21 protein-coding genes are annotated in these 26,683 nt (G+C 73.2%); 7 read left to right on the top strand and 14 right to left on the bottom strand.

The genetic code is table 11. The features are described 5' to 3' along the window. Positions 1-162: 162 nt before the first annotated feature. Complete coding sequence (locus Psi01_RS38645; protein ID WP_204069151.1) at positions 163-1,941, bottom strand: substrate-binding and VWA domain-containing protein; 1,779 nt, start codon at positions 1,939-1,941, stop codon at positions 163-165. A gap of 249 nt (positions 1,942-2,190) precedes the next feature. Here Psi01_RS38645 and Psi01_RS38640 point away from each other — a divergent pair, with 249 nt between their 5' ends. The 3 genes from Psi01_RS38640 (at position 2,191) to Psi01_RS38630 (ending at position 6,420) form a co-directional block, all read left to right on the top strand. Further along, positions 2,191-2,964: a DUF4184 family protein gene (locus tag Psi01_RS38640; protein ID WP_204069150.1), complete on the top strand. Its 774-nt coding sequence runs from the start codon at positions 2,191-2,193 to the stop codon at positions 2,962-2,964. After that, the gene (locus Psi01_RS38635; RefSeq protein ID WP_204069149.1) at positions 2,957-3,811 is read left to right on the top strand and encodes a TrmH family RNA methyltransferase; all 855 of its coding nucleotides are present in this window, start codon (positions 2,957-2,959) and stop codon (positions 3,809-3,811) included. Before Psi01_RS38640 ends, Psi01_RS38635 begins: the two co-directional genes overlap by 8 nt. A 149-nt stretch (positions 3,812-3,960) precedes the next feature. Beyond that, a complete protein-coding gene (locus tag Psi01_RS38630) occupies positions 3,961-6,420 on the top strand; it encodes an AfsR/SARP family transcriptional regulator (RefSeq protein WP_204069148.1) in 2,460 nt (819 codons plus the stop codon). A 90-nt stretch (positions 6,421-6,510) separates the two neighbouring features. Here Psi01_RS38630 and Psi01_RS38625 read toward each other — a convergent pair whose 3' ends face one another. The 5 genes from Psi01_RS38625 to Psi01_RS38605 all read right to left on the bottom strand — a co-directional run bounded on the left by Psi01_RS38625 (position 6,511) and on the right by Psi01_RS38605 (position 12,543). Then, the gene (locus Psi01_RS38625; RefSeq protein WP_204069147.1) at positions 6,511-9,195 is read right to left on the bottom strand and encodes a S8 family serine peptidase; all 2,685 of its coding nucleotides are present in this window, start codon (positions 9,193-9,195) and stop codon (positions 6,511-6,513) included. Between the two features lie 45 nt (positions 9,196-9,240). Beyond that, the gene (locus tag Psi01_RS38620; protein WP_204069146.1) at positions 9,241-9,564 is read right to left on the bottom strand and encodes a hypothetical protein; all 324 of its coding nucleotides are present in this window, start codon (positions 9,562-9,564) and stop codon (positions 9,241-9,243) included. 43 nt (positions 9,565-9,607) lie between these two features. Next, on the bottom strand, positions 9,608-10,660 hold the full coding sequence (locus Psi01_RS38615; protein WP_204069145.1) for a hypothetical protein: 1,053 nt from the start codon (positions 10,658-10,660) through the stop codon (positions 9,608-9,610). 182 nt (positions 10,661-10,842) lie between these two features. Continuing rightward, positions 10,843-11,742, bottom strand: a complete 900-nt coding sequence (locus Psi01_RS38610; RefSeq protein ID WP_239128352.1) for a D-alanyl-D-alanine carboxypeptidase family protein — start codon at positions 11,740-11,742, stop codon at positions 10,843-10,845. Positions 11,743-11,943: 201 nt separating this feature from the next. Continuing rightward, on the bottom strand, positions 11,944-12,543 hold the full coding sequence (locus tag Psi01_RS38605) for a DedA family protein (RefSeq protein WP_204069143.1): 600 nt from the start codon (positions 12,541-12,543) through the stop codon (positions 11,944-11,946). 152 nt (positions 12,544-12,695) lie between these two features. Between Psi01_RS38605 and Psi01_RS38600 the strand changes: the two genes are divergently transcribed. After that, on the top strand, positions 12,696-13,223 hold the full coding sequence (locus Psi01_RS38600; RefSeq protein WP_204069142.1) for a hypothetical protein: 528 nt from the start codon (positions 12,696-12,698) through the stop codon (positions 13,221-13,223). Positions 13,224-13,458: 235 nt separating this feature from the next. Here Psi01_RS38600 and Psi01_RS38595 read toward each other — a convergent pair whose 3' ends face one another. From Psi01_RS38595 to Psi01_RS38585, 3 genes are all read right to left on the bottom strand, one after another. Then, entirely contained in the window at positions 13,459-16,827 is a 3,369-nt protein-coding gene (locus Psi01_RS38595; RefSeq protein ID WP_204069141.1) for an ATP-binding protein, read from the bottom strand. Between the two features lie 119 nt (positions 16,828-16,946). Then, on the bottom strand, positions 16,947-18,008 hold the full coding sequence (locus Psi01_RS38590) for a lysylphosphatidylglycerol synthase transmembrane domain-containing protein (protein WP_204069140.1): 1,062 nt from the start codon (positions 18,006-18,008) through the stop codon (positions 16,947-16,949). A 34-nt stretch (positions 18,009-18,042) separates the two neighbouring features. Further along, positions 18,043-18,855 (bottom strand): PIG-L deacetylase family protein, encoded by an 813-nt coding sequence (locus tag Psi01_RS38585; RefSeq protein ID WP_239128351.1) that lies wholly within the window; start codon positions 18,853-18,855, stop codon positions 18,043-18,045. 35 nt (positions 18,856-18,890) lie between these two features. Here Psi01_RS38585 and Psi01_RS38580 point away from each other — a divergent pair, with 35 nt between their 5' ends. Then, positions 18,891-20,060 (top strand): glycosyltransferase family 4 protein, encoded by a 1,170-nt coding sequence (locus Psi01_RS38580; RefSeq protein WP_204069139.1) that lies wholly within the window; start codon positions 18,891-18,893, stop codon positions 20,058-20,060. 416 nt (positions 20,061-20,476) lie between these two features. Here Psi01_RS38580 and Psi01_RS38575 read toward each other — a convergent pair whose 3' ends face one another. The 4 genes from Psi01_RS38575 to Psi01_RS38560 all read right to left on the bottom strand — a co-directional run bounded on the left by Psi01_RS38575 (position 20,477) and on the right by Psi01_RS38560 (position 23,988). After that, positions 20,477-20,863: a DUF8711 family protein gene (locus tag Psi01_RS38575; protein ID WP_204069138.1), complete on the bottom strand. Its 387-nt coding sequence runs from the start codon at positions 20,861-20,863 to the stop codon at positions 20,477-20,479. 457 nt (positions 20,864-21,320) lie between these two features. After that, on the bottom strand, positions 21,321-22,550 hold the full coding sequence (locus tag Psi01_RS38570) for a hypothetical protein (protein ID WP_204069137.1): 1,230 nt from the start codon (positions 22,548-22,550) through the stop codon (positions 21,321-21,323). Positions 22,551-22,601: 51 nt separating this feature from the next. Next, a complete protein-coding gene (locus tag Psi01_RS38565; RefSeq protein WP_204069136.1) occupies positions 22,602-22,967 on the bottom strand; it encodes a hypothetical protein in 366 nt (121 codons plus the stop codon). Positions 22,968-23,040: 73 nt separating this feature from the next. Continuing rightward, on the bottom strand, positions 23,041-23,988 hold the full coding sequence (locus Psi01_RS38560) for a DUF2218 domain-containing protein (RefSeq protein WP_307819308.1): 948 nt from the start codon (positions 23,986-23,988) through the stop codon (positions 23,041-23,043). Between the two features lie 198 nt (positions 23,989-24,186). On the opposite strand from Psi01_RS38560, the gene Psi01_RS38555 reads away from it, so the two are divergent. Together Psi01_RS38555 and Psi01_RS38550 are read left to right on the top strand one after the other, a co-directional pair. After that, the gene (locus Psi01_RS38555) at positions 24,187-24,888 is read left to right on the top strand and encodes a DUF234 domain-containing protein (RefSeq protein WP_204069135.1); all 702 of its coding nucleotides are present in this window, start codon (positions 24,187-24,189) and stop codon (positions 24,886-24,888) included. A 59-nt stretch (positions 24,889-24,947) separates the two neighbouring features. Further along, positions 24,948-25,676, top strand: a complete 729-nt coding sequence (locus Psi01_RS38550; protein ID WP_204069134.1) for a DUF427 domain-containing protein — start codon at positions 24,948-24,950, stop codon at positions 25,674-25,676. Positions 25,677-25,691: 15 nt separating this feature from the next. On the opposite strand, the gene Psi01_RS38545 is transcribed toward Psi01_RS38550, so the two are convergent. Continuing rightward, positions 25,692-26,666, bottom strand: coding sequence for a ketopantoate reductase family protein (locus Psi01_RS38545; protein WP_204069133.1), 975 nt, complete (start codon positions 26,664-26,666; stop codon positions 25,692-25,694). Between the last annotated feature and the right edge of the window lie 17 nt (positions 26,667-26,683).

Genomic DNA, 26,683 nt, shown 5'->3' with positions numbered 1-26,683 from the left:
GACGCTTTTGTTCACGGGCCATGCCCGAGACCCCACATGCGTGGGACGCCACTGATTCATTGGGGGTTGTCCTGATATGCCGACCTGGCATGAGCTGGGAAAACTGAGACGGCCGGTGCCCGTGGGGCGCCGGCCGTTCAGCGGAGGCGGGAGTGACGGAGATCAGCAGTTGGGCGAGCAGAGGCGGCGCTTCATGCCCTCCAGGAAGAACTTGCGGATCTCCAGGATGTTCTTGGCGATGTAGGCGTCGCCGTTGGTCGCCTTGGCCAGCGCGTCCATCTGCCGCTTGCCGGCGGCCGCCTCGGGGCCGAAGGCGATGAGGATGATGCTGATCGGCTTCTCCGGGTCGAACTCCTGCTTGAGGAAGTTCACGATCTCCTTGTTGCTCATCCCGCCGTCGGGGTCGTCGTTGCCGGCGCCGTCCGTCATGATGAGGATCGTGTTGATCTTGTCGCTCTTGTAGTTGTCCTTCATCATCTTGTAGGCGGCGGCGAGGGTGTCGTTGAGACCGGTGTCGCCGGTCGCCTTGGCCTGGACCGTCGACAGCTTCTGCCTGATCAGGTCCCGGCGCAGCACGCCCTCCACGTTCTCGGTCAGCGGGCCGACCGGGACCGCCTCCCGGTAGTCCACGCCCTGGCCGTCGAGGTGGGTGGAGAACTCCCACAGGCCCATCTCGCTGTTGGTGGGGAACAGCTGCATGCCCTCGAGGGCGATCTTGCCGATCGCCTGCATCCGGGTCAGGCCGGTGCCGGGCACCGGCAGCGCCATGGTGCCGGAGACGTCCAGCAGGGTGACGAGCCGGGTGCCGAGGTTGAGCCGCGACCACGACTGCGACAACCGCGCGACGGTCTTGGCGTCGGGCACCTCCAGCGCCTGCGGCGCCTTGGCCTGGAAGCCGCCGGTGTCGGAGATCGCCTTGCCGCCCTTGCCGTCCGGGGTGCGGAAGCCCTGGTCGCGCAGGGCGGTCTTGGCGGCGTCGGTGCCGAGCTCCTTGGTGAACTCCTCTGCCACCTTGCGCGTGCCCTCGTCGCGGGACATGACGACCACGGGATAGTCCAGGACGAAGGTGCCCTCGGCCGGATAGAGCGGCACGGCCGGGACGTCGGGCTTCTTGGTGGCGTTGAACGCCCAGACGCCCTGTTCGGAGGAGATCCCCAGCGGGGTGCGGCGTCCCTTGACCCCCAGGCTGGCCAGCAGGGCCTCCTGGTCCTTGACCGTCGAGCCGGACAGCGTCTTCATCGCGCCGACCAGCTGCTCCTCGCCGACGCCCGCGGCGGTGGCCACCCCGGAGGCGGCCAGCAGCGCGCCCAGCCCGGCGGCGTTGAGCGAGGGGTCCAGCGCGAGCACGCGCACCTTGCGGCCGGGGCCGTCGACGTTGGCCGCGTTCGTGGCGTTGATCATGCCGCTCCAGCTCGCCTCGCCGAAGCTCTTCTGCAGGTTCGACACCATCGATCCGGCGGCCACCATGACCACGGGGGACTGGGCGACGGACCCGGAGGGCGCGGGCACGGCCGGGTTCTTCGCGCGCAGGCCGGTCACCCACAGGGACGAGTCCGGGATCCACAGGTCCATCGCGCCGACCTTGCCGCCGCTGCCGCTCAGCCCGGCGGCCACCGTCGCCGAGGCGGCCTTGCTCACCTTGACGCTCGCGCACCCGCCGTCGACCTCGTGGCCGGCCTTGTTGAACCGGTCGGCGATCTTCGCCAGGGCGGGCTGGATGTCGGGCGAGGCGGTGACCCGGAGCGCGACCGTGTCCCCGGAGCACCCCCGGTCCCGGTTGATGATCACGAAGGCGGCGACTCCGAGCAGCACGGCCAGGGCGACCGATCCCGCCAGCGGGACCAGTACCTTGCTCCGCCCCCCGTTCCGTCGACGGCGGGCCGGCTCGTTGTATGAGGTGTAGCCGTCGTCGAGTTCATCTGTCCGGTGCCGTCCGCCCACGATGCCCTCTTCGGTGTCGATGTCATGAAGCTAGCGGGTCACCCTACCTAGAGGTAAACCGCAATATTCACGGAACTGTACTGGGAAGGCTTAGTGTGGCAAAACATCTCTTTTGGTGCTGTTATCACTCTACGTAGCGGTAGTGAATGCCTGTGTCTCATGAGATGAGACGGAGACGGGGGCCGCGGCGCGGGATCCCCCGCCGCGTAGGCTGCATCGGGGGACCAGTCGCCGGATCGGGGGGAAGCCGTGCCGTTCACGCCCAGTCACATCGCCGCGGTGCTGCCGCTCGTCTCTTCGGAGCGGATGCGCCGCCTGCTCGATCCGTGGGCGCTGGCGCTGGGCGCGATGGTGCCCGACCTGCCCATCTTCCTGCCGTTCCTGCCCGACTACCGGATCTGGCACTCGGCGGTAGGCGTGCTGACCCTGGCGCCGGTGGCCGTCGTGCTGCTCATGGTCGTCTTCCACGGCCTCCTGCGTGAGCCGCTGACCGCGCTGCTGCCCGCCTCCCTGGCCGGTCGCGCGGCCGGTCTGGCTCCCGGCCGGTACGGCGTGCGCCGCCTGCCCGCCGTGCTCGCCGGAGGCGTCGCCGGGGCGTTCACCCACATGGCCTGGGACTCCTTCACCCACTCCTACAGCTCGTCCATCTGGGGCTGGCACTGGCTGGACGTCCGGGTGGCCGGGCTGCTGCCGGTGTTCCGCGTGCTCCAGTACCTGTCCACGCTCGCAGGCCTGGCCCTCGTGATCTGGTGGGCCCGGCGGGCGCTGATCCGCATGGAGCCCCAGCCGGTGCCCGCCCGCCTGGCCATGTCCGGCCGGACCCGGCGCCGTGTCCTGGCGGCGACCGCCGTCGCGACCCTGCTGGGGGCGGCGGCCTGGCCGCTGCTGTTCCCGCCGGACAGCCCCTCCGCCGTGGTCACCCGGCTGGGCGCCGGGGCGATGGCAGGCTGCTCCCTCGGGCTGCTCGCCTACGCCGTGACGTGGCGCTTCAGGAAGACCGTGGCAGTATTCGAAGGTGTCTAACGCCCCGCATCCCGGCCTGGCCGACTACGCCAACCTGCGCGACGTCGAACTCCGCAAGAGCCTGGAGGCCGAGCACGGCCTCTTCATCGCCGAGGGGGAGAAGGTGATCCGCCGGGCGGTCGCCGCCGGCTACCCGGTCCGCTCGGTGCTGCTGACCCGTCGCTGGGTGACCTCCCTGGCCGACGTCCTCGACGGGCTCGGCGACCGCGTCCACGTGGTGGACGACGAGGTCATGGACGCCGTCGCCGGGTTCCCCGTGCACCGCGGCGCGCTGGCCTCGATGGAACGGCGGGCGCTGCCCTCGGTGACGGAGATCCTGCGCGGGGCGGGCGCCCTTCCGGAGGGCGGGGAAGCGGGCGGGGCGGCCCCCCGGCGCGTCCTGGTCCTGGAGGACCTCGTCGACCACGGCAACGTGGGTGCGATCTTCCGCTGCGCCGCCGCCCTGGGCGTCGAGGCCGTGATCCTCTCGCCCCGCTGCGCCGACCCCCTATACCGCAGGGCGGTGAAGGTCTCCATGGGCGCGGTCTTCGCGATCCCGTACGCGCGGATGACCAACTGGTACGACGGTCTGGCGGAACTGCGCGCCGCGGGCTTCCGGACCCTGGCGCTCACCCCCGACCAGTCCTCCGTCCCGCTGGACGAGGCCGTCATGGGGGAGCGGGTGGCGCTGCTGCTGGGCTCGGAGGGGGACGGGCTCTCCTCCCGCTGGCTGCACGAGGCCGACGAGTCCGTGTGCATCCCGATGAGCCCGGCGGCGATGGGCCTGGGCGTCGACTCCCTCAACGTGGTGGCGGCCGCCGCCATCGCCTGCCACGGCCTGATGCGCGGCGCCAAGGAACGGGCTTAGGGGAATCCCTAGGTCGGTTCCCGAGGTACGGCGCGGCGGCGAGGGCTAGATTCGAGGGTCGGCCGCCGCGGGGCGCCCGGGAAGGTGGGTGGTCGCGCCGGTGCGGGACGGGACATCTCAACGTCGCGATTCTCGTCTGGAGGTCCGGCATGCTTCTCGGCAAGGTGGCCGTGCCGCTCCCGGAACTGCGCTGGCCGGTACAGGTCGCGCTGGAGGGGCCGGCCTGCGGAGCACGGCACGACATCGTCGCCCCGGAGGGCTACCTCGTCGAGGCGCGGCTCGCCGCCGACCTCCTCGGCCGGGACCCCCGGCTCCGGTGGATCCGGCCCGAGCCCCACGAGATCGAGCCCGCCGGTCTGACCAGGCTCGTCGCGGCGAGTCCTCCGTCCCCGGGCGGCCCCGTACCGGACCCGGCGCCGGCCGGTGACGCGCCGGACGCCGCGGAGGCCGGTGCGGCGCTCGGCGCCGCGCGGACCGGCGGCGTGCCGGGCTCGGAGCGGGCCGACGCCGTACGGGATGCGCCGCGGACCGGTACCGCGGTCATCCAGCCGGCGGTGGGATGGGCCCTCGACCGGTCCGCGAGGCCGGTGGTGGGAGAGGAGCTGGTGCTGCTCTCGCGTCTGGGCGGTGCCGGGACCGGGGCCGCGGACCTGGCGGTCGGGGTCACGGCGGCGATGGAGGCCGCCGGACAGCTCGGCTGCCCCCTCCCCGGTGAGAGCGTCGCCCGGCTCGTCGAGGTGACCGGCGGCAGGGCGGCCGTCGTCGACTCCGTCCTGCGGGCGCTGCGGGACCGCGACGGCGGCGCCCTGGAGACCTGCCTCTGGCGCGCGGCCGACCTCAACGGCCTCATCGCCGGGATCTGCACGAGGCTGCTGCACGGGGCCGACGCCGTACGGCTGCACGCCGTCGTCCTGGCGGCGCGCCTGGGCTACGCCCACGGCGGGCTGCCCGCCCTGCGCCCCGCGCTCCGCGATCCCGAGCGTGAGCCGTGGTGGCAGCCGCTCTCCGGCGGCTGGTACCGCATGCAGCCCCTGTGGGCCACCGCGCTCCGCGCGATCAGGGTGCGCGGGGACGAGGCCTTCCGCGACCGGCTGACCCGGCTGGTGGGCGAGCTGGAGGGAGAACGCGCCTACGAGGAGGCGGTCGATCTCTGCCTGGGCGCGGGCGCCTTCGAGATCGGCGCGGCGCTGGTGGCGGAGACGGCCGGAGAGCTCGGGTCCGGCGGACGGCCCCGCGCCCTCGGGCACCGCCTGACCGGGGTTCCCCGCGCGGTCCTCGCCCGCTATCCGGTCCTGGCGGAGCTGGACCGGGAGACGGCCCGGGACGCGGCGGGGCAGGACGGCGGGGCGCTGTGGAACGAGGTCCGTGCGGCGCTGATGAACGGCAGGTTCGGGGCGGCCCTGGCCGCCGGGAAACGGGCCCGTCAGCTCGCCCCCGAGGGCGGGCGGGGCGCGCCCGAGCACCTCGCCCACGCCCTCCGTCTCGCCCGGCGCGCCCGGTGGACCCGCTCGACGGAACGGCGCATGCGCCTGCTCCTGCGGGTGGCCGAGGCGGCGAGCCTGCCCTGCGATCCCCCTTCCCCCGCGGAGCAGGCCGCCTCTCCCGCGTGGACCGGTGAGACGATCCCGTACGCCGGGCCCGCCGTGACGACGGACGGCAGCCCGCCCGCGACGGGGAGCGAGGCGGCGTGGGCCGGGGCCGCCGCGGAGCCGGTCGCCGGACCCGTGACGGGACACGTCGCGCAGGCGCCGCCGGAGCGCACCGAGGACGATGCCGGCGGAGGCGCGGGCGAGGGCGACAGTGAGGGAGTCGGGGAAGTCGGGGGAGTCGGTGGGGGAGTCGGCGGGGGAGTCGTCGTGCGGGCGCGACTACTGGGCGGCCTGCGGCTGACGGTCGGGGGACGTCAGGTGACGGGCTGGTCGGGGCATCTGGGCCGGGCGGTCCTCGAATTCCTTCTGCTGCGGCATCCCAAGCCGGTACGGCGGGACACGCTGACTGACGTCTTCTGGCCCGGGGTCCCCGAGGCGTCGGCGCGCAACCGGCTCAACGCGGTGCTGTACAGCCTGCGCGGGGACCTCAGGAAGGTCACCGGCTCGCCGGTGGTCGTCTACGAGCGGGAGGGCTACTCCCTGGCCGCGGGTCTCGACGTCCGGCTGGACACCGAGGAGTTCATGGCCGGGCGCGCCGAGGCGGTCCGGCTCCGGCAGACGGGCGACCTGCAGGGGGCGATCGGCCGTCACGAGGCGGCCCTCGCGCTGTACTCCGGGGAGCTGCTGGAGGACTCGCCGTACGTGACCTGGGTCATGCCGGAACGCGAGCGGCTGAGCGCGGCCCACCTCGACCTGACGGAGAGCCTCGCCGGCCTCTACCTGGAGGCGGGGGCGTACGCGGCGTGCGCCGACGCCTGCCGCCGCCTCCTGGTGCGCGACCCCTGCCGGGAGGCGGCGCACCGCCTCCTGATGCGCTGCTACGCCCGGCAGAACCAGCCGCACCGGGCGGCCGCGCAGTACGAGCTGTGCAGGCGGGAGCTCGACGCGGTCCTCGGCATGACGCCGGATCCCGAGACGGACCGCCTGTACGAGGCCGTACTCCGGCACCGGGCGATCTGACCGGCGGGTGAAGGGCGACCCGGAGACACCGGGCGATCCGACCGGCGGGGCCGCCCGCCCCCGGCGGCCCCGCCGGTCCCCGGCCCGGGATCACGTTCCGCCGGGACCGTCTCCCAGGCGCAGGTCGCCGCGCTCCTCGATGAAGGCGAGGATCTCACCGAGGTCCCAGCCCCGGACGCTCCTGGCGTCGCCGGTCTGGTGGTGCGACACCTCGCAGGCCAGCGCCTCCCGCGTCCGCGCGTCCACCGTGATCGCCAGGGTGAACGACTGGCGGTGGACGCGCCCGGGCGGGGCGGAGGCGGCGGGCCGGTCCTCCTCCGCGGCGGCGAGCGCCGCGGCCTGGCCGATCCAGTCCTGCCTGACGATCTTCTCGGGGCCGATGCCGATGCCCTCGGTGAGCGAGGCCACCTCCTCGGCGGACCGGGCGGCCAGATCCGCGAAACGGATGATCCCCGCCTCACGCAGCAGGTCGGCGGCCTTGGGCCCGATCCCCTTGATCAGCTTCAGGTCGTCGCCGGGGCCGGCGTCCGGCGCGCTCTCCGCGACCGGCGCACCGGCGGGGACGACGTCATCCCCCTGCGGTGCCCGTTCGCCGGCTTCCGCGACACCGGCCGGGAGACCGAGGGGGACGCCGACGGGGACGCCGACGGGGACGAGGTGGGAGCGGCCCGCGTTGTCGTCGCGGGTCCAGAACCCGTCGGGGGAGAAGACCACGATCTCGCACGCGTAGACACCGGGGTCGAGTGCCGACAGGTCCACCTCGTGCCGTCTGCCGGGGGAGTTCCCGGTCCGCCCGCCGAGCGCCCTGCCCAGGACGAGCCGTCCGGGCACGGTGTGGAAGCGGACGCTCCAGGTCGTGTCCGTGTCGGTCTCCCAGGTGAGCGTGGAGCCCGTGACGCCGACCTCCAGGATCCGGGGGAACGCGGTCGTCCGGCCCAGGGCCACGGCCGCCGCGGCGTCCAGTTTGCCCGCGCCCCACGCGTCGTCGGGCGCGGCGGCGCTCGGGCCGTCCCGGCGCGCGGACCGCGCGAGGATCTGCCCGACCTGCTCGCCGGTGAGCTCCGGCCGCTGGGACAGGATGAGCGCCGCGGCTCCGCAGACGTGCGGGGCGGCCATGCTGGTGCCCGCCATCAGGGTGTGGTCGCCGTCCGGCTGGGGGAGGCGGGCGCTGTTCCAGCACCGGGCGGAGGTGATGATCTCACCGGGGGCCGCCAGGTCGGGCTTGCGGTCGCCGAACCGGGTGGGGCCCGCGCTGCTGAAGTCCGACAGCCCGCCCAGGGAGGCGGGGTCGAACGCGCCCGAGGGCCGGATCATGTAGGAGGCCACCGTGATCACACGGCGGGCGGTGCCGGGGATGGAGACGGTGCGGGACGGGTCGGCGGAGCCCGGGGCGAAGCGGCTCTGCTCGGCGGCCCCGGGCCCGGTCCGCGGCGCCCGTTCGATCCACGCGTCGTAGCGGCCCTCGTGTACGGCGTCGCCGTACAGGACCAGGCGCCAGCGGCCGGCCTCGAGTTCCGCCGCGTCCCCGGCGGTCAAGATGACCGTGGTCGAGGTGTCGCCGGTCCCGGCCGAGTCCTCCTCGCTGTCGATCGTGACCAGGTTGCCGCGGTCGGTGGTGAACAGCCGCCGCTGCCCGGGGGCGGCGGTCGCGGAGGCGGACCCGCTCGGCGGCACGACGCCGACGTCGAGGCGGTCCCGTCCCGGGAACCAGATCTCGATGATGTCGTCCTGCCGGTTGCCCGGCCGGACGAGCACGTCGAGGGAGACCGTCTCGCCCTGGCCGATCACGCCCCCGGCGTGGACGTCCCATCGCCGCTCGTTGCCGGCGGACTTCACGATCGCCACGCCGGGACGCCGGGCGAGGTCGTCCAGCGCCCGCTCCACGAGCGTCTCGCCGCAGTGGCCGCCGCCGTTCATGCCCTGACTGATGTTGACGGCGACCGGGTGCCCCTCCGCCCGCCGTACGGCGTAGTCCACCGCCTCGACCAGCTGGGCGGAGCGGCCCAGCGAGCCGCCGGGATCTCCGGCCAGGGCCACGACGACGAGGTCCGCCTCCGGTGCGATCCCCGAGTAGTCCCCGCCGAAGCCGCTCTCGTCACCGGCGGCGATGCCCGCCACGTGCGTGCCGTGGCCCGTCTCGTCGTCCTTGTGCGGCACCACCTGCAGGGGGTCGCCGTCGATCAGCGCCTTGTCGAGGTCCGCCTTGACGTACTCCACGCCGTAGGGGACGGCGCCGCCGGGCGCGGTCGGCGCGGCCTGGTCCCACAGGTACAGGACGCGCGAGCTGCCGTCGGCGTGCCGGAAGGAGGGGTGGGTGTAGTCGATGCCCGAGTCGATGATCGCGATGATCGTCTTCTTGCCGCGGATGGGACCCGTCTCGCCGTCGATGAACATCTCGGCCCGGACGTCGCACCGGGAGACGTTCAGCTCGGGGAACAGCGGGCGGGAGGCCTCCACGCGTTCGACCGCCGGGTGCGCGGCCAGCCGTTCGAGCCGGTCGACCGGCACCCGGGCGGCGTACACGCCGGCGCCCCTGTCCGGGTGCGGCGCAGGGGAGGGGACCGGGGACAGGGCCGGGGACAGGCGGGACACCTCCTCCGCGAGCTCCCCCCATCCGGTGCCCGCGGCGCGGATGAGCACGTCCACCGTCCCCGTGCCGTCCCCGCTCCGCCAGCCGACGCGTTCGGCCAGCGGCGGCGCCTCGGCCGGCGGCCGGTCCGGCCGTTCGGCGACCGTGCGCAGGAGGTGCCGGAGGCGGACGTCGAGTGTGCTCATGATGCTCCCCTGCCTGTTCCCGTTTCCTGTTCCCGCTGCCTGTCTCTAGGGGTGGTCGTGACCGCCGGCGTCCTCGGCGTTCGCCTCCGGGCCCGGCCGCTCCGGGTGGGTACGGCGGGTCGGCTCGATCCGCAGCACGAAGGGCAGCTCCGCCACCCGCCGCAGCGCCGCGGCCCCCTCGACCCGGCCCGGGAGGACGCTTCCGCCGGCGGGGCGGGCGTGGAAGCCCGCCTCCGCCAGCGCGGACCGCTGCGCTGGGCCCGGCGGCCCGTCGGTGAGCACGAGGAGTTCGACCGCCCCGGCGAGGTGCCCGCCGGACAGCAGGTGCCGGCCGCGGGCGTCGAGCTTGTCCCGCCAGTCCCGGGTCACCACGGCCTCCCCGCGCCCGGCGTCCGCCGGGTCCCCGGCCCGGTCAGCTGTAGACCATGACGCGGACGGGGTTCTCCTCCACGAACCCGGGAAGGATGTCGGGCGCGCCGAGGAAGGCGGGCTGCAGGCCCGGGTGGAACCAGCGGGTCGCGAATCCCGCGAAGGGCGGCAGCCCGATGCCGGGGCCGAGGACGTCCACGGTGATGTGGATCTCCAGCAGCCGGGGCCGGCCGTCGGCGGGAGGCGGCTGCGTGGGGATCCTCATGGGGAGGATGTTGATGAACCCCGGGCCGAACGCCGCCGGGGGAAGGGAGAGCACCGGACCCTGCGAGACCGTGTTGAGGTCGACGGTCAGGCCCCTGATCTGGTAGGTCAGCGGCGCCATGACCGCGGCGGCCGCGGGGCCTCCGGCCAGCGGGGTCGGGTTGCGCCACAGCACGGCGAACAGGTAGGCCTCGTACCCGCTCTGGATCACCCGGCTCGGCTGGAGCGGGCCGCCCGGTACGACGCGCTGGTAGGGGCCGACCGCCATGAGGTCGAACCAGAGGTAGGGGACGGGCAGCGGGGTGATGGGCGTGGTCTCCTCCGGGGAGATCCCGGCCTCCTGGAAGCCGGGACGGTACATCGCCTGGGGCTGCTGTCCCGGCCGGCCCTGCTGGTAGGCCTGGCCCGGCTGGAGCTGCTGCGTCCACTGGCCCTGCTGGCCCTGCTGCGACTGCTGTTGCGCCGCCTGCCCCTGCTGGTAGATCTGGCCCTGCTGTACGCCCTGCCCCTGCTGATATGTGCTCTGTCCCTGCTGGTAGCCCTGCCCCTGCTGAAGGCTCTGGCCCTGCTGGTAGGGGCCCTGCTGGTAGCTCTGCTCCTGCCGGCGCATCTGCGCCTGCTGTGCCTTCTCGGTGAGGACGCGGTACTTCCTGCGGTAGATCTCGGTGTACTGCTCGAGCTTGCTCCAGATCTCCTGGACGACCTCCTGCACCACCGCCTGGTCCTCCCCGGTCTCGAGGATGGCCTGGGTGAGGGCCCCGGTCTGGGAGCCGGGGTACTGCTGCTGGGCCGTGGAACCGGAGGAGCGCTGCGCCATGGAAGGTTCGCTCATCGTCATGGGATCTCACCTTCGAGAGCCGGGCGGGAGGTGCCCTCCCGCATCCCCTCGACCGTGGCACGGCGCGCTTAGCGGGCGCTCAGGCCGTGGCGGAGCCGGGACTCAGTTCTGGCTGAGAAGTCCCTCCCGCCCTGCTGGGACGCCCGCGGCGCGGGCGTCCATCGCTCAGGTCCCGCTCAGGTCCCGCTCAGGTCCGGCTCAGAGGTCGTCCCGTAGCCGGTGGTCTGCTCGCCGTACCCGGTGGCCTGTCCGGAGCCCCAGTCCAGCAGCCGCCTGGCGGACCGGAACCGGCGCTCGGACGTGCGGTCGCCGAGCACCACGCCGACCAGCAGGTGACCGTCGCGCGCGGCGGCGAAGGCCAGGCAGTAGCCGGCGGCGCGGGTGTAGCCGGTCTTGACGCCCAGCACGCCGGGAACGGCGCCGACGAGCTTGTTGGTGTTGGTCCAGGTGTGCGCGCGGTGCACCGCCGTCCTGGGCACGACGTGCCTGCGGGTGGAGACGATGGCCGACAGCACGGGGTCGCGCAGTGCGACCGCGGCGAGCCTGGCCTGGTCGAAGGGGGTGGAACGGCCGCCCCGCGGCTTGGGCAGCCCGTCGGCGTTGGTGTAGAGGGTGCGGGTCATGCCCAGGGCGCGGGCCATGGCGTTCATCTTGGCGGTGAACCGCTTCTGCCCGGGGCCGTAGACCCTGGCCAGGGCGTGGGTGGCGTCCGCGCCGGAGGGCAGCATCACGCCGTAGAGCAGGTCCCTGACGGTCAGCCGCTCCCCGGCGCGGAGCGAGGCGTCGGTGGCGTCGTTGCGCTTGGCGTACTTGACGTCCCCGGCCGTGATCTTGACGACGTCGTTCAGCCGGGCCCGCCGCAGCACGACGTAGGCGGTCATGATCTTCGTCAGGCTGGCCACCGGCGCCGGGGTGGTGGCGCGCCGGCTGTAGTGGACCGTTCCGGTGGTGGCGTCGATCAGATATCCGGCGCGGGCGGTCAGGGTGGGTACGGCGGGCGCGGTCGGGGCGGATGCGGCCGGGGCGGACGCGGTGGGGGCGGGTGTGGTCAGAGTGGGTGTGATCAGAGTCGGCATGTGGGCGGGTGCGGCGGCGGCGGGTGCGGCCGGTCCGGCGACCAGGAGGGCCGGGGCGGCTAAGACGGCACAGGCGATCAGGCGAATTCCCCCGTTATGCATGGGAATCATCGTGACAGGGGCGATAGCCGATATGCGGTTTCTAGCGATTCCGGTAATGAAACCTTGGCATCCGTGGCGCCTGGCGAGGAAAGCCGGAAATCAGCCCTGGGCGCCCGGGGTCGGGCCCGCCTCGGCCGTCATCGGCTCCGCTGAGGCCGCCGGGCCGTCCGTGCCCGTCTGACCGTCCCCGCTCACCGGGCCGTCCGTGCCCGCCCGGCGGGAGCGCGCGCGGCGGCGCCGTACCAGCAGGACCACCGCCGCGACCACGACCGCCGCGACCACCGCGGCCATGACCGGGGACTCCCCGGCCAGGGCGAGCCAGCCCCAGATGACCGAGTAGAGGCCGAAGTACGTCACCGGGCACCAGGTCAGGCAGCCGAGCGCGCTGGCCAGGAGGTACTTGGGATAGGAGATCTTCAGCACCCCGGCCACCCAGGGCAGGGAGTGCCGCACGCCGGGCACCCAGAAGCACCCGTAGACCGACAGGGCTCCCCAGCGCGCGACGAACCGCTCGGCCTTGAGGATCCGCTCCTTGCCGATCTTCCTGCCGAGGCGGGAGGCGTAGATCCTGGGACCGAGCACGTGGCCGATCCAGTAGTAGGCCTGGAAGGCGGCGAACAGCCCGACCATGCCGACCAGGAACAGGATCCACACCGCCGGGGACGTGGGATCGGGGACAGCAGCCGCCGTACGTCGCATCACCGAACACCACCGCCAGGATCGTTCTGCCGTTTCCTCGATATTAGGGCAGCCTTACCTCATTTTGGGTTACAGGATCCCTGCAAGCGGGCCGCAAGCAGAGAGCAACTCACCGGGCGTACACCTTAGGACGACGAAGGAAGGTGTGTGTCATGAGTCCGCGAAGCAGAGTGACGCCGGTACTGGCCAGCGGGACCGCGAGTGTCGTGAAGCTGCTGGTCGCCACTCTCGCCTTCGCCGGGGCCTACGTGGGGGTGGAGGCGTCCGAGAACGCCTCCGGCCAGGCCCGGGCGAACGCGGCGGACTCCCGCGTGGAGACGGTCAACCTGTCCTCGGACGCGCTGTCCGTCCCCGCGACCGAGACCCTGAAGTCCGGCACCGTCACGGTCAGCGCGATCGTCGCCACCGCCCAGGGGTGTGACAAGCCTTACAAGGTGCAGAGCGTGATCGACAACGAGGACCCGGAGGACATCGTCTCCTACGGCTGGAGTCTTGAGCGCTGGAGCCCGGCCGCCAAGAAGTGGCGGACCTACCTGACCGCCGACTCCGGCTTCACCGGCAGGACCCGGGTCGTCGAGTGGCAGCCCCGGATCGTCGGCAACCCCGGCTGGTACCGCGTGAAGCTGTCGGTCACCGACCAGGGTGTCCTGAACAGCGAGAAGTTCCAGGTCAGCTGCTGAGACGGCGACCCTGACGGCCGGTCCGGCGCGTTCGCCGGGCCGGCCGCACCCATCCTGAAGACTGCCCGCCCGGGAGTGCGGCCCGGGCGGGCGCCGGACCGGCCGACGGACCACCGAGGCCGGGCGGGTGCCGTACCGATCGACGAACCGTCGAGATCGGCCGGGCGCCGGACCGGCGGAATGCTCCGTCCCGGAACGCGGCCATTTCGCGGAGCCGCGTTCCGGGACGGTCCGCTCAGGCGCCCAGCGAGCGCTGCGCCGCCTCCACCCAGCGCGGCACGCCGACCCGCCGGGCAACTTCCAGAGCCTTCTCGTAGTGCGGCTTGACCGCGTCGGTGAAGCCCAGCCGGAGCGCCAGGTCGCCGAGCGTCAGGGCGACCGGCCAGAGGGCGACCACCCCGGTGCCGGCGCCGGCGATCCGGTCGGCGAACGGCTTCAGCGTGTCGTAGGCCTCGACCATCCGCTCGCGGTCGTCGAGCAGCATGCCCGCCAGCGCGCGCCAGATCATCGCCAGCTCGTACAGGAAGTCGGGGCGCACCGGCGTCTTGACCGCCAGCAGAGCCCGGGCGTCCCGCATGTGCCCGGCGGAGGCCAGGGCGACCGCGTACGCGTCCAGGGTCCACTTGGCGCCGCGCTGGTGGGCCTCGGCCAGCAGGTCCACCATCTCCCCGGCCTTGCCGTCGACGAGGTGCAGGCAGAAGGTGGTGATCACCGGCAGGTCCTGGCGGCCCTCCAGCATCCCGGCCCGGGCGGTCAGCCGCGCCGCCTCCTTGTAGGCCTGCGCCGCGCCGGCGAAGTCACCGGCGATCATCAGGCGCTGCCCGGCGTACCAGGCGCCCACCGCCATCGGCGCGGGCAGGCCGTACTGCCGGGCGAGCTGCTCGGCGGCGGCGACGTGCGCGTCGGCCTCGGCGAACGCGCCCGAGGCGGCCGCGCACTCCATCAGCACCAGGTGGGCCAGCGCCTGGACGGCGACCTGGCCGCTGGCCTCGCCGACCTCCAGCAGCTCCCGGCCGATGACCTCCCGCTCGCCGACCGGCGTGATGCCGTAGGACTGGCGCAGGCGCCCGCTCAGCGCGGTCGCCAGCAGGGCGGGGTCGCCGGTCCTGCGGGCCAGCTCCTCGGCCTCCAGGGAGGCCTGCTCACCGCGGGAGGTGTCAGAGCCCTCCAGCTCCAGCGCGAGCGTGGCCAGCAGGCTCGCCCGCAGCGACTGCTCGGCGGAGGGCAGCTCGACCAGAGCCTGCTCGGCGACGTCGACGATCTCCCACGCGGTGCGGGTGAAGTCGCGGGCCATGCCCTTGTGCGGTACGGCCAGCGACGCGGCCACCCGGGCGGTGAGCTCCAGGTTGCCCAGCGGCCGGGCGGCCTCCATCGCCTCGCGGCGCCGGCGCCGGGCCGCGGCCATGTCACCGCACAGGGCCAGCGCCTTGATCAGCCGCAGCGTCAGCAGCAGCCGCTCGTGGGCGGTCTCCGGGGTCTCGGCGGCGCCGGAGCGGTCGAAGGCCGCGATGGCCTGCTCCCACAGGGTGGCCGCCTCCCGGTGGGCGAAGCGGCGCTCGGCCTGCTCGGCCGCCAGGCCCGCGTAGTGCACCGCCTTGGCGGCGGTCTCGGTGGTCCCGGCCGAGTCGTAGTGGTGGGCGAGTGCGGCCACGTCGGAGGGGTTGCGCCGCTCGATCACCGCCGCCACCGCGGCGTGCAGCCGGGAACGGCGCAGCCGGGAGGCGTCGGAGTAGAGCGTGTCGCGGACCAGGTCGTGGTCGAAGCGGAGCATGCCGGGGCCCGGCTCGGTGACCAGGCCCGCCAGCAGCGCCGCCTCCACGGCGTCGACCACGGCGTCCTCGTCGCCGGCCACGTCGACCAGCACGTCCACGTCGACGTCGCGGCCGATCACCGCGGCCTGCAGCAGGATCTGCTGGGCCGCCGTGGGCAGCCGGGAGATCCGCCGCCGCAGCACGTCGCGCACGCCGGAGGGCACCCCGGAGAGCACCTCGGAGGCCGTGGCGCGGTCGCCGGCCGCCTCGGCGTCGAGCAGGCGGACGGTCTCGCGGACGAAGAACGGGTTGCCCCGGGTGCGCTCGACGATGCTCTCGACCGCCTCCTGGTCCACCTCGCGCACGCAGGTCGCCCGGACCAGCTCGGCCACGGCCTTGGGGTCGAGGCCGGACAGGGCCACCCGGACCGGCCCGAGCCGGGCCAGCGCGGCCAGCACGTCGGCCTGCTGGTCGGTCAGCTCGCTGTCACGGCAGGTCACCAGGAGCAGCACCCGGCTGCCGGCCAGCAGGCTCGGCAGCGCGCGCAGCAGCGCGAGGGTCTGGTCGTCGGCCCAGTGCAGGTCCTCCAGCGTCAGCAGGATCGGGGTCTCCCTGGCGACCGAGGCGAGGTAGCCGCCCACCGCCCGGTGCAGCCGGAAGCCGCCGGAGGCCTGGTCGTCGTCGGGGACGGGCGCCGCGTCGTCCAGCAGGGGGGCCAGCAGCGGGGCGTACTCGCCCGCGCCGGTCACCTCCACCAGGGTGCGCAGGATCTCCACCCACGCCCAGCCGGGCGGGGTGGCGCTGCTGTCGGGGCAGGCGCCGGAGGCGGTGCCCCAGCCGTCGGCCGACAGCCGGTTGGTGAGCTGGCGCACCAGCGTGGTCTTGCCCGCGCCCGCGTCACCGCTGATCACCGCGACGGTGAAGCGGCTGGTCCTGGTCGCGGCGGAGACCAGCCGGTCGAGCTCGGCGTCTCGGCCGACGAACGGCTCGGGCTCCAGCGGCGGCGGCTCCACCGGGATCATGGTGGGCCGGGGCGGCCAGGTGTCGGCCGCGACCGCGGGGCGCTGCTGCCGCGGGGCGACGGGCAGCTGCAGGCCGGGGTCCTGGGCCAGGATGTCCGACTCCAGCTTGCGCAGCGCGGGGCCCGGGTCGATGCCCAGCTCGTCGGCGAGGATCGTGCGGGCCTTGCGCAGCGCGGCCAGGGCGTCACCCTGGCGCCCGCAGCGGTACAGGCCCAGCGCGAGCAGGCGCCAGCCCTCCTCGCGGAGCGGGTGCTCGGTGGTCAGCGCCTCCAGGTCGGGCACCGCCTCGGCGGGCATGCCCAGGCGCAGGCCGGTGTCGGCGTGCCGCTCGCGGGCGATCAGCCGCAGCTCGGTCAGCCGGTTCACCTCGGCCTCGGCCCACGGCTGGTCGGCGAAGTCGGAGTACGGCGTGCCGCGCCACAGGGCCAGCGCCTTCTCCAGCCCGAGCCGGGCGGAACCGGGGTCGTCGGCGTCCAGCTGCTCGCCGGCGGCCCGGACCAGCGACTCGAAGCGGAGCGCGTCGACCTGGTCCGGAGCGATCCGGAGCGCGTAGCCGGAGGCGACGGTCACCAGCAGCCGGTTGGGGCCTCCGCGCGGGCGGCCGGGCTCCAGGACCCGGCGCAGGCGGGAGATGTAGACCTGCAGGCCCGACTGCGCGCCCTTGGCGGCGTCGTCGTCCCACAGGTCGTACAGGAGCGAGTCGACCGGGACGACCTGTCCGCGGGCGACGAGGAGCCGGGCGAGGACGGCACGTTGCCGCAACCCGCCCAGGTCGAGCGCGTCGTCACCGGAGTGCGCCTCGACCGGACCGAGAACCCGGAACGCCACCATGTCAGCCGCCACGGTATGCGTGCTTTCGAATCGCGCACAAGGTCTTTCCCAATCTGGCAGATGTGAGCACCCCTCAGGGTGCCCGTGAGGCTCCGCCTGAGCGGGGACCCGCGCGCATCCTAACGGCTGACCGGCTCCTTGTCGGGCGCCGGAACGACGCCCTCGCGCCGGCGCAACAGCGCCCACGCGCCCAAGGCCAGACCGCCGAAGGGGATTTCGACAGTGTAGGTCCAGAAACCGAACAGAAGTGCCGCGGCGGTGGCCGAATCCAGTGGCGCGCCGAAGAAGACCAGTGCGCCGACGGTCCCGGCCTCCATGATCCCGGCTCCGCTCGGGGTGACCACGGCGGTGGTCAGGACCCGCGACAGGGCGAAGACGGCGATCGACTGGGCCAGTCCCGGGTAGGCGCCGGTGGCGTGCAGGCAGGTCACCAGGATCAGCCACTGCAGGCCGAGGAAGGAGATCATGCCCAGCGTCAGGCCGGGCCAGCGGCTCCGCACGATGGTGGAGGTGTCGGCGCGCAGCCGCTGGAGGGCCCCGGAGGCGGCGTGCTCGGCGGGCCGGATCCGCCGGGGCGCGAGCCGGGCGAGCGCGTCGAGGACCCGGCCGAGCAGGGTGGCGGCGCGGTCCCAGTAGAGGGCGGCGGCCACCACCGTCACCAGGATCAGGATGGACACGGCCCCCACCCAGCCCGCGTTGACCACGGTGGGGCTGAGCTCCTGCCCGCTGGCCAGCAGGGCGACGATGCCCAGGGCGGGCAGGATGAAGCGGAACAGCGTGTTCCAGATGCCGCTGGCGAGGGTGGAGACCACGACGGCCCGGACGGGGAAGCCCCAGCCCTTGGTCATGGCGAAGGTCAGCGCGACGCCGGCCGCGCCGCCGAAGGGCAGCAGGTTGCTCACCGCGCTGCCGGCGGCGTTCAACGTCAGGGCCTGCGGGTGGCTCAGTCCGGGCAGGGAGGCGGTCAGCACGAAGGTGTAGGCCAGCAGGCTGGCCAGCCAGACGACGGCCATCAGCGCGACCGTCTGCCAGCTGAGCGCGGCGAAGCGGGCGCCGATCTCACTCCAGGAGACCGTCTTGCCCGTCAGCGCGTGCACGATCTGCGGCAGGAAGACGACGAGCGCGGTGGCAAGGCCCAGCGACACGACCGACAGACCGATCTGGACCCACTTGTTCTTCATGCAACCCCCTGCACCAAGTGTGCCGGTCCCCGGGTCATCCTTTCGGAGGAACTTCGAAGGGGTGCCTCAGCCGGGTGCCGGGTGCCAGGCCGCGCCGGACGTACCACTCGGTGCCGAAGATCAGGCGGTAGAGCGGCCCCGGGACCTTGAGCATCACGCCCAGGGTGCGGGTGTCGGCGCCGGTGGCCTGGGTGGCGTGGGCCGCCATGCTCGCCCGCTTCTGCCGGGCGAAGCGGCGCACGTTCACCCGGTGGGTGATCTCCTCGCCGGGGGAGTAGGCCCTCTCGAAGGCCCGGATGTCCAGCTGCGGATAGAACCTGCGCACCAGCTTCAGGCCCCGCAGCAGGGGATCGCGGTTGACCGTGGCCTCCAGCACGACCGGGGTGCCCGCGATCTCCGCCGCCCGGCCGCCCACGCGGTTCACCTGGACGTGGTCGGGGTGGCCGTACCCCCCTGCGGGGTCGTAGATCGTCAGCAGGTCGGCCTTCTCCTCGGTGAGGATCCCCGCCAGCCGCCGCGCCGCCTCCTCGCAGTCGGCGTCGATGAAGGCGTTCGGCGGCCGGTCCTCGGCGATCCCCCCGCCGGGGGCCAGCCCCGAGTCGCCGTAGCCGAGGTTGACCACGCGGGCGCAGCCCAGCGCCGCCGCCGACTTGTACAGCTCGGCGATCCGGGCCTCGCCGAGCGCCTCACCGGGGGCGAGGTCGGCCTGCCCGCGCTCGCCCGAGGTCGCCACCACCAGGACCACGCGGTGGCCCTGCGCGGCGAGCATGGCCATGGTGCCCGCGGTCAGCAGGGCCTCGTCGTCGGGATGGGCGTGGAAGAACACTGCTGTCATCGAAGCGGCCACGCAAGCATGATCTCATGCGGCACTACCCTGGCAGCGTGAGGATCCTCCACGTCAGTGACTGTTACCTGCCGCGCCTGGGCGGGATCGAGGTGCAGGTCGCCGATCTGGTCCGGATGCAGCGCGAGGCCGGGCACGATGTCGAGGTGGCGACCGCCACGCCCGGCGAGCCCCTGCCCGGGGTGCACCGGATCGTCGCGAAGCTCCCCTTCGACCTGCCGGTCCACCCGTCCGGTACGGGACATCTGCTCCGGTTGATGGCGGCCCGGCGGCCCGACGTGGTGCACGTGCACACGGGCGCGGTCTCGCCGTTCGCCTGGATGGGCGTGCGCGCCGCGGCCCGGGCCCGCCTGCCCATGGTCGTGACCGTGCACAGCATGTGGGATCCGGTCACCCGGGCGCTGTACCGGGGGCTGCGGCTGCTGTTCGAGTGGCACCGCTGGGGACTGGTGGGCACCGCGGTCAGCGAGGCGGCCGCCCGGCCGATCCGCGCCGTGGCCGGCCGCGGCGTGCCGGTGCACGTGGTCTCCAACGGCCTGGACGTGTCGGGCTGGCGTCCTCGGGGGCTTCCGGAGCCTCAGGGATCTCAAGGGTCTCAGGAGGAGGTACGGCTCGCGCCGTCATCGGGGACGGCCGGGGCCGTGCAGGCAGCGGTGCACGTGGTGGCCGTGGGCAGGCTGGCGCCGCGCAAGCAGCCGGTCAGGCTGCTCCGGCTGCTGAAGGAGGCCCGGGCCCGGGTGCCGTCCGATGTGCCACTGCGGGCCACCATCGTCGGGGACGGCCCCGCCCGCGCCCAGATGGAACGTTACCTGCGGGCCAACGGGATGACGGGCTGGGTCTCGCTGCCCGGCCGCTACAGCCGCGAGCAGATCCGCGCGCTGCTGGCCTCGGCGGATGTGTTCGTCGCCCCCGCGCCCCGCGAGTCCTTCGGGCTGGCGGCGCTGGAGGCCAGGTCGGCGGGGGTCCCCGTGGTGGCCAGGGCGCAGAGCGGCGTGGCCGACTTCGTCCACCAGGGCAAGGAGGGCCTGCTCGGCCGGAGCTTCGACGACCTGGTGGCCTCGGTGGCCCGGCTGGCCCGCGACCGCGACCTGCGCGAGTCGATCGCCGCGCACAACCGCGCGACCGAGCCGGTGGCCAGCTCCTGGCCCGCCGTCCTGGAAGGGTTCGACCGCTGCTACGAGCAGGCCCGCGCGAGGCGGGAAAGGTGAAGCCGGCACGGGAGCGGGGCCTGCTCCCGTGTCGGGAACGGGGAAGCCGGCACGGAGAACGGGGGCCCATACCGTGCCGGCGGTCTTTCACCGGTGGCGCCGGGGCGGAGCCGGCGCCGGGCCGTGCGCCCGGTGGGAAGAGGTCCGGGCGCGCGGCGGCTGGCTGAGGGCCGGCTCACCGTGCGGCGGGCGGATCGGCGGATGCCCGGTCGTACGGTGTGCCGGCTGAAGGGTGCTGCGCCGTACGGCCGGCGGATGCCGTACGGCAGGGGTACCGGACGCGGCCGTCGCGCCGCACAGCCCCCCCGGCAGGCGGTGCGACCGCCGCGTCAGGCCCGTGCCCTCCGCCCCACCGGAAGGCACGGATCCGTGGCCGGTGTGCCTGCCGCCCCACCGGAAGGCACACGTCCACGGGGTCAGGAGCAGGCGCTGGCGAGCTTGGTGGTGGCCTGCTGAGCCTTCGTGCCCAGGTCCTGGACGGCGGTGGCGGCCCCGGCCGGGTTGCTGGGGTCGATCTTCAGGGAGCCCCAGGTGGCGGAGAAGTCGTTGAGCGCCGAGGCGAGCTCGCCGTCGGCCTTGGCGGCCAGAGCCTTCAGGTCGGCGGAGAACTTCTGGTTCGCCTCGTTGAACTTGTTGAGGTCGCCCGAGATGGTCGCGGCGTTGCTGGAGTAGTCCGTGAAGAGCTTCTGCGCCTCGTTGCAGAGGGCGGTGTTGCTGCCGGCGCCACACGCGGCGGTCAGAGAGAGGAGTGCGGCCCCCGCGGCGACTGCGGCGATACGACGGGGGGAGAGGACGGAAAACATTGTCTGCCTTTCATTGCAAACTGTGACGATCAGTACGTTAGGGCTGCCGCCTTGCGGTTCGCTTTCACGGCGCTTACAGATGGGCATCGTTCGCTCTGCCGCAGGCCACGAGGGCGAAAGCCCGCCTGTTGGGAGAGATCGTCCTCACTGGTGCACGGTGGGCGAAATTCCTGTTTCGTTACTGTCTGTCACTGCAATGAAGGTATCGGTGGCATCATGACCGGCGGGTGCGTCACGGCGGCGGACGCACCACGGGCGGTGACACGGCTAGAAAGGCAGCGGACGTCCCGACGGTGTGCGCAGGTCAAGCGGGGCGGGCTGTCGCGGCGGCCGGGGCTTCTGGAGAATTTGAACCCTTTTCATGTCCTACTCCCTTTTGTTGGAGTTTGGGAGAGACTACGCCATCCGGCCGACAGTTTCGTCCGCTTTTTGAGACCTCCCGTCTCGAAACGGGGGCTCAGCGACGCAGCGCGAAGCTCGTCTCGGTGTCACCCCAGCCCACCGCGCCCACCGCCCACACCGTCCGGGAGTCCGGGACCGCGGTGATGACGGTGCGGCTGACGTCGTCGGAGACCTCGTACTGCTGCTCCGGCTCGGGGGTCCGCAGCAGCGGGCCGTACCGGGCGGTCGGCTGCGCGCCGTCGACGCGGAGCATGAGCGGCCGGCCCGGGTGGTCGGCGTCCACGCCGCCGATCCAGACCTCACCGCCCGAGGCCGTCACGCCGTACAGGGAGCCGCGGGGGACGGGGATCTGCACGCGTGTCCACTTCGAGCCGTCCCAGCGCACCACCAGCGGCTCGGCCGGATGGCGGCCGTAGATGTCGTCGGAGCCGGTGACGACCTCGCCCACCGCCCAGACCTCGGACGGGGAGACCTGCCAGACCTGGTACAGCCTTCCGCCGGGGATCTCCTGGAGTCTCTGCGACTCCCAGCTCCGCCCGGTGCCGTGCCAGACCATCGGTCCCTCCGCCCCGGCGTGGCCGACCGCCCAGACGTGCCCGCCCCCGGCGGTGATCGCCTCGATGGTCGCGGGGCTCCGGGTCACGTTGCGGAAGCGGTCGCCGGTCCACTCCACGATCCAGGCTCCGCCCGGGCTGTTCGCGCCGAACCAGGCCCGCCCGTCGGAGGCCGCCACGTCGGTGAGCCTGTGGTCCTGCGCCACGCCGAAGGGCCGGTGCGGGGTCCAGCGCCGCCCGTCCCAGTGGGCGGCGAACACGCTCTCCCCGTTGCCGACGACCCACACGTCGTCCGGCCCGCGCACGCTGACGCCCTCCATGCGGTAGACCTCGTCCGCGCCCACCTTGATCTCCCGCCACCGGGACCCGTCCCACCGCACGACGGCGGGCGTCCCCTCCCGGTCCTCCGCGCCGTACTGGTAACCGACCGCCCACACGTCCGAGGGGCCGGACGCCGCCACGTCCACCAGCGCGTGGCTCGGCCTCAGCGGAGGGCCGGGCACGGTCCTCCACTCCGGCGCCGCCGCGATCTCCTCCGCGGGGCGCCGGGCCGGCGTCACGCCGGAGGAGACACCCCCCGGGCTCGGGGTCGCGCTCGGCGGCGCCGTCACACCGGGGGCGACGCTCGACGGCGGGGTACGGCCCGGCGGGTCGGACGGGACCGGGTCCGCACCGCACGCCGCCACCAGACAGATTCCGGCGGCCGCGACCGCCATCGGTGTCTTCGCCATCCGCCGCATGTTCCCAGAATGCTCGCGTTCAGCCCCCGGGATGGGCGTGACTCACTCCTGAAACGTGTGCAGCCAGAACACGCCGTCGGGTGACGGATCGAAAGCATGCCCGCGCTCGAAAGCGATGATCGCCTCGGTCACCGCCTCGTCGAGGTTCGCTCGCACGACGGGCGCCCACGACTCGGCGTCCTGCGAGGACACCGAGTCGTCCCGGGCCGGGAAGCGGTAGCCCGCGGACTTCACGGGAAGACGGTCGTGGCGGAAGAGGAAGATCACCTCCGCCAGCGGTCCCGTCCCCTCCACGTGCACGGAGTCGAGCATCACTCCCGGGAGGGGCAGCAGATCGAGTTCCCGCCGCATCAGGCCGGCGAGAACACCTTCGTACGTCTCGTGTCCGGTGGCCTGTTCATCTGCCATGTGACCAGAATAGAAAAGCCTCCGCTGCCCGGATGGGGAGGATTCCGGGCCCGGACCTCCCCACCCCCGGAGGTCAGCGTCTGCGGGCGAGCGTGACGCCGTCGCGCACGGGCAGCATGACGGAGTCGACCCGCTCGTCGTTGACGATGATCTCGTTCACGCGGCGCATGGCCGCCGAACTCTCGTCCTGGAAGGCGGGATCGAACACGCGGCCGCCGAGGAACACGTTGTCCAGCACGATCAGGCCGCCGGGCCGCATCCGCGGGACCAGCTCCTCGTAGTAGGCCGGATAGCTCGTCTTGTCGGCGTCGATGAAGGCGAAGTCGATGTCCGCTTCGGCGGGCAGCGCCCGCAGCGTCTCGATCGCCGGGGCGATCCGCAGGTCGATGCGGTCGGCCACGCCCGCGCGCTCCCAGTAGCGCCGGGCGATGGAGGTCCACTCGGTGCTGATGTCGCAGGCGATGAGCCGGCCGTCCGCGGGCAGGGCGCGGGCGATGCAGATGGACGAGTAACCGGTGAACACGCCGATCTCGACGGCCCGGCGGGCGCCGGTCATCCGGGCCAGCATGGTCAGCAGGACGCCCTCGTCGTGGGAGACCTGCATCCCGGCCGAGCCGCCGGTGGCCGCGCGGGTCTCGGCGGCGAGCTCGCGCAGCAGCTCGTCGGCCGGCGTGCAGTGGGCGAGCAGATAGTCGCCGACGACGGGATCGACCAGGCGGACGTCGCCCTGGGTGGAGGAGACGGCCCATTCGACGCTGAGCTCCTCCTGGGAGGCGAAGCCCAGCAGATGACGGGTGACGACGTCCTGGACGCCGGTGAGGGAGGCGAGATCCCCGGCGGTGGCGGTCATGCTGAGCCTGCCGGGGGAGGGGATGAGCACGCACGTCCCCTGGGCGAACGTGATCGTCCCCCGGCCGTCGTCGGCCAGCTCCGCGGTGGCCCGGTGGGACATGTGCGAGATCAGCTGCTTGATGTATCGCTCGGGGCGAGGGGTTTCGACGTGTGCCGTCGAGGAGGGCATCGAGATCCTTTCGGCGGGCGGCGCGGGCCCGGAGGCGGGCCGCGGAACGGGCCCTGAGACGGGCCGCGGTATGAGCCCGGAGGCGGGCGCGGCACGGTCCGGAGACGGACGCGGACGCACCGGCGGACGGGCCTGCCAAGCCTCCGCCGGTTCACCTGCTTTTGCAAGGGGTTATCCGGACGCGCCGTACGACACCCGATGACTCCGGACCCGGCGCTGGAGCACGGCCGCCCGTTCTCCGGCCGGGCCGCCCCCTTGTCCTCTCTGCTCGCTTCCGGGGAACTGTCACTGCTCGGTGAGTTCCCGTCGGCGACCTACGCCAGAAGTGCGCTGGAGATCATCGGGGCCGGAGAGCGCACCTTCGGTGCGATCGCGGCCGGGGTGGGAGGCGCGGCGCCGTTGCCGTCCGGCACGCTGGCGCCGGTCCTCGCGAATCCCGTCGCCAAACGGGCGGTGGCGGTGGACTCTCCGCTCTCCGCCCGATCCGACACCAAGAACAAGCGGTACCGGGTGGCCGGCCACTGTCTCCGGTTCTGGCCTGCCTTCCTCAAGCGCGCCGTCGCCGACAGCGAGCGAGGCCGCCCCGATCTGGCGTTGCGGCGGATCGAGCGTTCATGGACCTCGTGGCGGGGCCGCGCGGTGGAACCGGTCGTGCGGGACTGTCTCGCCGGACTGCTTCCGGATGACGAGTGGCCGGATGTCGAGGCCGTGGGCGGACGGTGGAACCGGCAGAACAACCCCGAGATCGATCTCGTGGGTGCGGACCGCGGACCTGTCGCGGGCCGGGTCTGTTTCACCGGGTCGATCAAATGGCTCGACGCCCGGGCGTTCGACCGTCATGACTACGGCGAGCTGGTACGGGGTTCGGCGTTCGTCCCGGGCGCGGTTTGGCGCCGGTGACCGTCCGGATGCCCGATCCGGACGGGAATAGGGAGGGCCGGGGCGGGGTTGGCGGGGAAATGGAACCGATCACGCGTGGGCGCGTCCGGATCGAACCATCGGCCAAGAGGGTGCGGGCCTTCCTCGGTGGCCGGGCCGTCGCCGACACCGTCCGGCCGCTGCTCGTCTGGGAGATCCCCTACTACCCGGCCTACTACATCCCACGTGAGGACGTCGTCGCCGAGCTCAAGCCCAACGGCGGGACCAGGCGGTCGCCCAGCCGCGGTGACGGGGTCCTCTACGACGTCGCAGGCGTGGCCGACGCCGCGCTGGCCTACCCCGACTCCCCGATCGAGGAGCTGCGCGGATACGTGCGCCTGGAGTGGGAGGCGATGGACGCCTGGTTCGAGGAGGACGAGGAGGTCTACGTCCATCCCCGTGACCCGTACTCGCGGGTGGACATCCTGCCCTCCTCCCGGCACGTCAGGGTCGAGGTCGACGGGGTGACCGTCGCCGACTCGCGCAGCCCCAGGATCCTGTTCGAGACCGGCCTGCCGCCGCGCTACTACCTGCCCAAGACCGACGTCCGCCTCGACCTGCTCACCCCCACCGCCACCGTGACCCGCTGCCCCTACAAGGGGCAGGCGGAGTACTGGAGCGTCAACGGGCACGCGGACCTGGCCTGGTCCTACCGGACCCCGCTGGAGGAGAGCCAGCGCGTCGCCGGACTGATCTGCTTCTACAACGAGAAGACCGACGTCTACGTCGACGGCGTCCTGCAGGACCGCCCGGAGACGCCGTTCTCCTGATCCTCCGGCCCCGGGTCAGGAGGGGGTCTGACGGGCGGCCTCGGCGTCGATGAGGGCGGCGAGGGACTCCGGGGACATGGAGCCCGGGGGGAGGTGTTCGCGGGCGGCGCGGTCGGCCTCGCGGCGCAGGACCTCGTTGGCGGGGGTGGGGAGGCCGAGTTCGCGGCCGAGGAGCACGATCTCGCCGTTGAGATAGTCGGTCTCGATGGAGCCGCTGGACCTGGCCAGGCTCTGCCAGGAGGAGCCGCCGCCCCGCTCGGTGCCCTCGATCGGGTGGAGGCCGACCTCGTCGCCGCGCCGGGCGCGCTCCTCCTCGGGGGAGGCGTAGTCGATGCCGGCCGCGTCGAGCACGGCGCGGCCCTCGGCGCGCACCCGCTTCATGGTCTCCTCGCCGCCGGTGATCCGGCCGCAGAGCGCCTCGTAGGCGTTGCCCAGGTTCCCCAGCAGCTTGGCGTACTTCCAGCGCATCACATCCGGTACGGCCAGGCCGACGAACGAGCTCTCCGACAGGTCGGCCGCGATCTTCTCGGCCAGCGCGTCCACGCCGCCCGGATATCGGCCGAGCTGGAGCAGACCCGACTTCGGCGCCCCGTAGGCCGCCACGACGCCGGGCTCCAGATGCGTGGCCGGCAGCCACACGCACATGCCGTAGACCCGGGAGAAGCGGCGCAGCACCATGCGCTCGTTGGCCACGCCGTTCTGCGCGCACACCACAGGCACGTCGCGGGGCCAGGGGTCCAGGGCGGCCACGGTGTCCTGGGACTTGACGGCCAGGACCAGCACGTCGTCGTCGCGCAGCCGTACCGGCCCGCGGGTCACGGGGATGTCGAGGGTCTGGGCGGAGCCGGGGGTGATGAGGCGCAGGCCGTCGTTCTTGAGCGCGTCGTGGTGCGCGCCCCGGGCGACCAGCAGGACCTCGTGGCCGGCCTGGAACAGTCTTCCGCCGATGGTCCCGCCGACGGCTCCGGCCCCCACCACGATGTAACGCATGATCGGCATGGTGCCAC

Origin of the sequence: Paraplanobispora siamensis, from assembly GCF_016863175.1 — a bacterium.
Lineage (GTDB): Bacteria > Actinomycetota > Actinomycetes > Streptosporangiales > Streptosporangiaceae > Planobispora > Planobispora siamensis.
The sequence above is the reverse complement of the archived record's forward strand: the minus strand, read 5'-3'. Positions and strand labels throughout refer to the sequence as shown.

Excerpts from the sequence above, each read along its gene's own strand:
- Psi01_RS38630 (WP_204069148.1), top strand. The coding sequence starts at position 3,961 with ATGCTTCTCGGCAAGGTGGCCGTGCCGCTCCCGGAACTGCGCTGGCCG.
- Psi01_RS38610 (WP_239128352.1), bottom strand. The coding sequence starts at position 11,742 with ATGCCGACTCTGATCACACCCACTCTGACCACACCCGCCCCCACCGCG.
- Psi01_RS38575 (WP_204069138.1), bottom strand. The coding sequence starts at position 20,863 with ATGTTTTCCGTCCTCTCCCCCCGTCGTATCGCCGCAGTCGCCGCGGGG.
- Psi01_RS38560 (WP_307819308.1), bottom strand. The coding sequence starts at position 23,988 with ATGCCCTCCTCGACGGCACACGTCGAAACCCCTCGCCCCGAGCGATAC.
- Psi01_RS38590 (WP_204069140.1), bottom strand. The coding sequence starts at position 18,008 with ATGAAGAACAAGTGGGTCCAGATCGGTCTGTCGGTCGTGTCGCTGGGC.
- Psi01_RS38545 (WP_204069133.1), bottom strand. The coding sequence starts at position 26,666 with ATGCGTTACATCGTGGTGGGGGCCGGAGCCGTCGGCGGGACCATCGGC.
- Psi01_RS38570 (WP_204069137.1), bottom strand. The coding sequence starts at position 22,550 with ATGGCGAAGACACCGATGGCGGTCGCGGCCGCCGGAATCTGTCTGGTG.
- Psi01_RS38565 (WP_204069136.1), bottom strand. The coding sequence starts at position 22,967 with ATGGCAGATGAACAGGCCACCGGACACGAGACGTACGAAGGTGTTCTC.
- Psi01_RS38625 (WP_204069147.1), bottom strand. The coding sequence starts at position 9,195 with ATGAGCACACTCGACGTCCGCCTCCGGCACCTCCTGCGCACGGTCGCC.
- Psi01_RS38615 (WP_204069145.1), bottom strand. The coding sequence starts at position 10,660 with ATGAGCGAACCTTCCATGGCGCAGCGCTCCTCCGGTTCCACGGCCCAG.
- Psi01_RS38595 (WP_204069141.1), bottom strand. The coding sequence starts at position 16,827 with ATGGTGGCGTTCCGGGTTCTCGGTCCGGTCGAGGCGCACTCCGGTGAC.
- Psi01_RS38600 (WP_204069142.1), top strand. The coding sequence starts at position 12,696 with ATGAGTCCGCGAAGCAGAGTGACGCCGGTACTGGCCAGCGGGACCGCG.
- Psi01_RS38555 (WP_204069135.1), top strand. The coding sequence starts at position 24,187 with ATGACTCCGGACCCGGCGCTGGAGCACGGCCGCCCGTTCTCCGGCCGG.
- Psi01_RS38550 (WP_204069134.1), top strand. The coding sequence starts at position 24,948 with ATGGAACCGATCACGCGTGGGCGCGTCCGGATCGAACCATCGGCCAAG.
- Psi01_RS38605 (WP_204069143.1), bottom strand. The coding sequence starts at position 12,543 with ATGCGACGTACGGCGGCTGCTGTCCCCGATCCCACGTCCCCGGCGGTG.